This window comes from uncultured Flavonifractor sp., assembly GCF_944387675.1.
Taxonomy (GTDB): domain Bacteria; phylum Bacillota; class Clostridia; order Oscillospirales; family Oscillospiraceae; genus Flavonifractor.
Map to the genome: position 1 here is coordinate 1 of NZ_CALXFV010000133.1, position 4,875 is coordinate 4,875.

At 61.8% G+C, this 4,875-nt stretch carries 6 protein-coding genes; 4 read left to right on the forward strand and 2 right to left on the reverse strand.

Translation table 11 applies throughout. From position 1 onward, the window contains the following. Window positions 1-111: 3-hydroxyacyl-CoA dehydrogenase family protein (locus Q0J74_RS10370; protein WP_297214360.1), on the forward strand; the 111-nt coding region annotated here is incomplete at its 5' end. Between the two features lie 51 nt (window positions 112-162). Further along, the gene (locus Q0J74_RS10375; protein ID WP_297214349.1) at window positions 163-567 is read left to right on the forward strand and encodes a thioesterase family protein; all 405 of its coding nucleotides are present in this window, start codon (window positions 163-165) and stop codon (window positions 565-567) included. 104 nt (window positions 568-671) lie between these two features. Here the strand turns inward: Q0J74_RS10375 and Q0J74_RS10380 are convergent, their stop codons facing one another. Next, the gene (locus Q0J74_RS10380) at window positions 672-1,502 is read right to left on the reverse strand and encodes a DUF4358 domain-containing protein (protein ID WP_297214351.1); all 831 of its coding nucleotides are present in this window, start codon (window positions 1,500-1,502) and stop codon (window positions 672-674) included. A gap of 177 nt (window positions 1,503-1,679) precedes the next feature. Here Q0J74_RS10380 and Q0J74_RS10385 point away from each other — a divergent pair, with 177 nt between their 5' ends. Beyond that, complete coding sequence (locus Q0J74_RS10385; protein ID WP_297214354.1) at window positions 1,680-3,281, forward strand: potassium/proton antiporter; 1,602 nt, start codon at window positions 1,680-1,682, stop codon at window positions 3,279-3,281. Window positions 3,282-3,290: 9 nt separating this feature from the next. On the opposite strand, the gene ybaK is transcribed toward Q0J74_RS10385, so the two are convergent. Beyond that, entirely contained in the window at window positions 3,291-3,767 is a 477-nt protein-coding gene (gene ybaK / locus Q0J74_RS10390; RefSeq protein WP_297214356.1) for a Cys-tRNA(Pro) deacylase, read from the reverse strand. Window positions 3,768-3,834: 67 nt separating this feature from the next. Between ybaK and Q0J74_RS10395 the strand changes: the two genes are divergently transcribed. After that, on the forward strand, window positions 3,835-4,875 hold the full coding sequence (locus Q0J74_RS10395; protein WP_297214358.1) for a M42 family metallopeptidase: 1,041 nt from the start codon (window positions 3,835-3,837) through the stop codon (window positions 4,873-4,875).

The window sequence follows — 4,875 nt, forward strand, 5'->3', positions numbered from 1 at the left end:
AGCGAGACTCACGATCCCAAGTACCGCGCCTCCCTGCTGCTGCGGAAGATGGTCCGTGCCGGCAAGCTGGGCCGCAAAACCGGCATCGGCTTCTACGATTACAAAAAATAAGACAACTGTCCTGCGCCCGCCGGGCGCGGCGGAGAAAGGGAACAAATTTTTATGGGTGTTACAGTTGGAATGAAGGGCAGCGCAAAAATGACGGCGGCCTGCGAAAATACCGCCGCCGCTCTTGACAGCGCGCTGCTTCCCGTATTCGGAAGTCCCTATATGATCGCCTTAATTGAAAGCGCTGCCGCCGGTGCGGTTCGAGCCGCTCTGGAAGAGGGGCAGAATACCGTCGGCACCAAATTTGAGATTGAGCATGTGGCCGCCACTCCCGTGGGAATGCGTGTTTGGGCGGAGGCGGAACTGGTTCAGGTGGACGGCAAACGTCTGGTATTTGATGTAACGGCGTATGATGACGGAGGTCTCATCGGGAAAGGACACCATGAGCGCTTTATCGTCTCCGGCGAGAAATTTGTGGCCAGGGCAAACGCGAAAGGCCGGAGCGGCCAAACCGGCTGAACCGCTTGTCCATTCCATGAAACAGCAAAAAGCGATGCGTGCGGGACCAATGGAGTCCTGCACGCATCGCTTTTTGATTGGCCCGGGTTCCGTATGTGGGAAACTCAGCCCTGCTCCGCCACAAAAGCCTGGAACAGCGCCTCACCCTCGTCGGCGTTCTCGCCGATGAGAAAGAGCAGATAGCCATCCGTCACAACGGTACGGGCATCCTGCACTTTGGGCAGATGCTGGGACAGATACCAGGAGAAGGTGTCCTCCTGGCTCTGGCGGTAGGCCTCCAGCGCATCAGTAACGGCCTTTTCGTCAGCGTCCTCAGCCAGCTTGCCCACAAGCACGGTGTCCGGGCTGGTGATCATGGGAAAGAAAGCCACCACCTGCTCAAACTGATCGGCGGGGATGTGATAGGCATCGGCAAGCACGTCCTCATAGGTCCGGCTGCCGAACATTTCGCTGCTGTCCATAATGGAATAGGCCAGCTTCACCAGGGGATCGTTGTTGGGAGTGGTAATGGTGACGGAGTCCGTCTCCGCGGCCACGGTAAAGCCCTCCAGTCCCTCCAGCACAGCGGCGGGGACATAGGTAACGCCGTGATGGACCTCGGCGGTGGTGTTTACCGCCACGTCATTGACCAGAATGGTGTTGGCTTCAAACTGGACGGTGATGCGGTCCTGCCCGAAGGTAAACCAGCCCTCGTTGTTCTCCTCATCCCAGAAGGCGGAGCCGTGATCGGACTCGGCCACCAGGCGCAGGGGCAGCAGGTCGCTCCGGCTGGCGGCGGGGATGCCGGCGGTGTTCAGCACTTCCCCGTTGAGGGTAATGGCGGTGGCGTAGGCATTGGGGTTGGGGGAGATAAGCATGTCCTCCGCGGCCAGGGCGGGGACGGTCATGGCCCCGGCCAGGGCCAGGGTGAGCGCGGCTGCGCCGATCTTTTTCATAGCAGATTCTCCTTTGCGGTTTGGTTTGTCAGTCACATAGACGAAGAGCCGCCGGGAAAGTTCCCCCCTCCGCCGGAATTTTTCCCTTCCGGCGGAAGGATTTGCATTCGTCCTTTCTTTTATGATACAATGACACATAATTAACCGTGGATACAGGGGAAAGGCGGCGATAGATCTGTGAACAGCGCACTTTTGCTCATCGGCTCGGTAATTCTCATCTGCATTCTGATGAACCGGTTTCTGGAAAAGCTGGCAGTACCCTCCCTGCTGATTTTTCTGGCCCTGGGGATGTGCTTTGGGGAAAACGGCATCTTCCGCATCCCCTTTGACGATTATGCCGGGGTCAACCTGATCTGCTCGGTCTGTCTGATTTTCATTATGTTCTACGGCGGCTTTGGCACCAACCTCCAGGCGGCGCGGCCGGTGGTGGTGCAGGCGGGGCTTCTCTCCACCCTGGGGGTGGCTGGAACCGCCCTGGCGGTAAGTCTGTTTGCCTGTCTGGTGCTGAAGCTGCCCTGGCTGGAGAGCCTGCTCATCGGCTCGGTGATCTCCTCCACCGACGCCGCCTCGGTGTTCAGCATCCTGCGCACCAAAAAGCTGGCCTTGAAACACCACACCGACTCCCTGCTGGAGATGGAGTCCGGCTCCAACGACCCCATCTCCTACATGCTCACCACCGCCGCCCTGGCTCTGATGGCGGGGGAGGAGCTGTCCCTGCCTCTGCTGCTGGCCAGGCAGATGCTCCTGGGTGTGGGCGGCGGACTGCTGCTGGGGGCCGGCGCCGCCTGGCTGCTGCGGCAGGATCTGCTCCGCAGCCAGGAGAACCGGACGGTGTTTCTCTTTGCCGTCATGCTGCTGGCCTATGCCCTCCCCGCCGCCGCCGGCGGCAACGGCTACCTCAGCGTCTACCTGTGCGGCATCTGGCTGGGCAACACCAGCCTGACCCAGAAGCGCTATCTGGTCCACTTTTTCGACGTGACCACCCACGTGGCCCAGGTACTCATTTTCTTCCTGCTGGGCCTGCTGGTAACGCCGGTCCGTCTGCCCGCCGTGCTGCTGCCCGCCCTGGCCATCATGGCCTTTCTCACCTTTGTGGCCCGGCCTCTGGTGTGTACCGTTCTGCTGCTCCCCTTCCGCGCCCCGCTGGGGCAGATCGGCATTACCGCATGGGCAGGCCTGAGAGGCGTAGCCTCCATCGTGTTTGCCATCTCCGCCGTACTCAGCGGCATGGAGATGAAGTACGACCTGTTCAACCTGGTGTTCTGCATTGTGCTGCTGTCCATGGCCATCCAGGGTACTCTGCTGCCCCGGGTGGCGGGCAGGCTGTCCATGACCGACCTGAATGCCGACGTGGGCAAAACCTTCACCGACTATCAGGAGGAGCGCGACGTCGACTTCGTGGAGGTCCGGCTGGGACCCGGCCACCCCTGGTGCGGCAAGACCGTCAGCCAGCTTTGCCTGCCGGGGGAGCTGCTGGTGGCCATGGTGGACCGGAGTGGCGCGTGCCTCGTACCCCGCGGAGATACCGCTCTGCAAGAGGGAGACCGGCTGGTGCTGGCCGCCCGCTCTTTTGAGGAACAGGAACACCTGAACCTGCGGGAGGTGCCGGTGGAGCGGAGCAGCAAGTGGGCCGGCCATCCCATCAGCCAGTTTTCCAACACAAAACCCCGCCTGATCATCCTGATCAAGCGGGGTCTGGAGACGGTCATCCCCACCGGCAGCACCGTAATCCAGCCGGGGGACGTACTGGTAGTGGCGGAGCCGGTGGAAGACGGCTGACCGGTATCTTTACTTGCTCACCGGCGCGAAACAGCCCCGGACCAGAGCGGCCAGTTCCCCGGGCGCCGCCTCCACCTGGGCGCCGATCCGCCCGGCGCTGACAATGATGGTGTCCAGCGCCTCCACACTCTGGTCGAAAACGGTGGGGAACTGCTTTTTCATCCCCACCGGGGAGCAGCCCCCGTGGACATAGCCGGTAAGGGGGGGCAGCTGGGCCTGGCGAATCATCTCCACCGACTTCTCCCCCACCGCCCGGGCGGCCCCCTTCAAATCCAGCTCTTTCCCCACCGGAATGACGAATACATAATATTTTTTGCTGGCGCCCTGGGTCACCAGGGTCTTGCACACCGCCGCCGGGTCCCTTCCGATCAGGGCGGCCACGCTGACCCCATCCACCGCACCGTTGGGGTGGGCATACCAGTGGGGGGTGTAGGCCACCTTTTTCTGGTCCAGAATCCGCATCACGTTGGTCTTTTCTTCCGGCATGGTTGCATCTCTCCTGTGGTTTGGTATAAGATAAATCCATCTTACTACAACTGAGGAGCGGATGCAAATGCTGAATACCCAAAACTGCCGGACGCTGCTGATGGATACCGCCCGCCGGCTGCTCACCATTGACAGTCCCAGCGGCTTTACCCACAGAGTGGTGGAGGAGGCGGAGACGCTGGCCCGGGAGGCGGGCTGCGCTACCCGGCGCACCAACAAGGGCAATCTGATTGTGGAGGTGCCTGGCCGGGAGGAGGGCAAGCGGATCGGCCTGTGCGCCCACGTGGACACCCTGGGACTGATGGTGCGCTCCATCACCAGCGACGGGATGCTGATGATCACCAAGGTGGGAGGTCCCATCCTGCCCACTCTGGACGGGGAGTACTGTAAGATCTACACCAGAGACGGCCGGGTGTACACCGGCACCATTCTGTCCCTCTCTCCCGCCGCCCACGTCTTTGACGACGCCGCCACCCGTCCCCGGGAGGAGAAGAGCCTGGCGGTGCGCATTGACGAAAAGGTGCGGAAGAAAGCGGATGTGGAGGCCCTGGGCATCTCCGCCGGGGACTATGTGTGCTTCGACCCCAAAACCACCGTGACGGACAGCGGATTTTTGAAATCCCGGTTTATTGACGACAAAGGCAGCGCCGCCTGCCTGCTCGCCCTGCTCAGACTGATGAAGGAGCAGGGTCTGTCTCCCCGGTATCACACCCAGGTGTGTTTCACCGTCCACGAGGAGGTGGGCCACGGCGGGGCCACCCTGCCGGAGGTGGACGAGCTGCTGGCGGTGGACATGGGCTGCGTGGGCGAGGATCTGACATGTACGGAGTATCAGGTGTCTATCTGCGCCAAGGACAGCGCCGGTCCCTTTGATTACGATATGGTGTCCCGGCTCATCACCCTGGCCAGGGACAACGGGGTGGACTACGCCGTGGACATCTACCCCCACTACAGCTCCGACGTGGCGGTGGCCTGGAAAGCGGGGATGGACGCCAGAGGCGCCCTCATCGGCCCCGGCGTTCACGCCTCCCACGGCATGGAGCGGACGCATTTTGACGGAATGAAGGCTACCATGGATTTGGTGGGCCTGTACCTGGAGCTGGGCTGA

Coding starts and splice junctions, on each gene's coding strand:
- Q0J74_RS10380 (WP_297214351.1), bottom strand. CDS start 1,502: ATGAAAAAGATCGGCGCAGCCGCGCTCACCCTGGCCCTGGCCGGGGCC.
- Q0J74_RS10375 (WP_297214349.1), top strand. CDS start 163: ATGGGTGTTACAGTTGGAATGAAGGGCAGCGCAAAAATGACGGCGGCC.
- ybaK (WP_297214356.1), bottom strand. CDS start 3,767: ATGCCGGAAGAAAAGACCAACGTGATGCGGATTCTGGACCAGAAAAAG.
- Q0J74_RS10395 (WP_297214358.1), top strand. CDS start 3,835: ATGCTGAATACCCAAAACTGCCGGACGCTGCTGATGGATACCGCCCGC.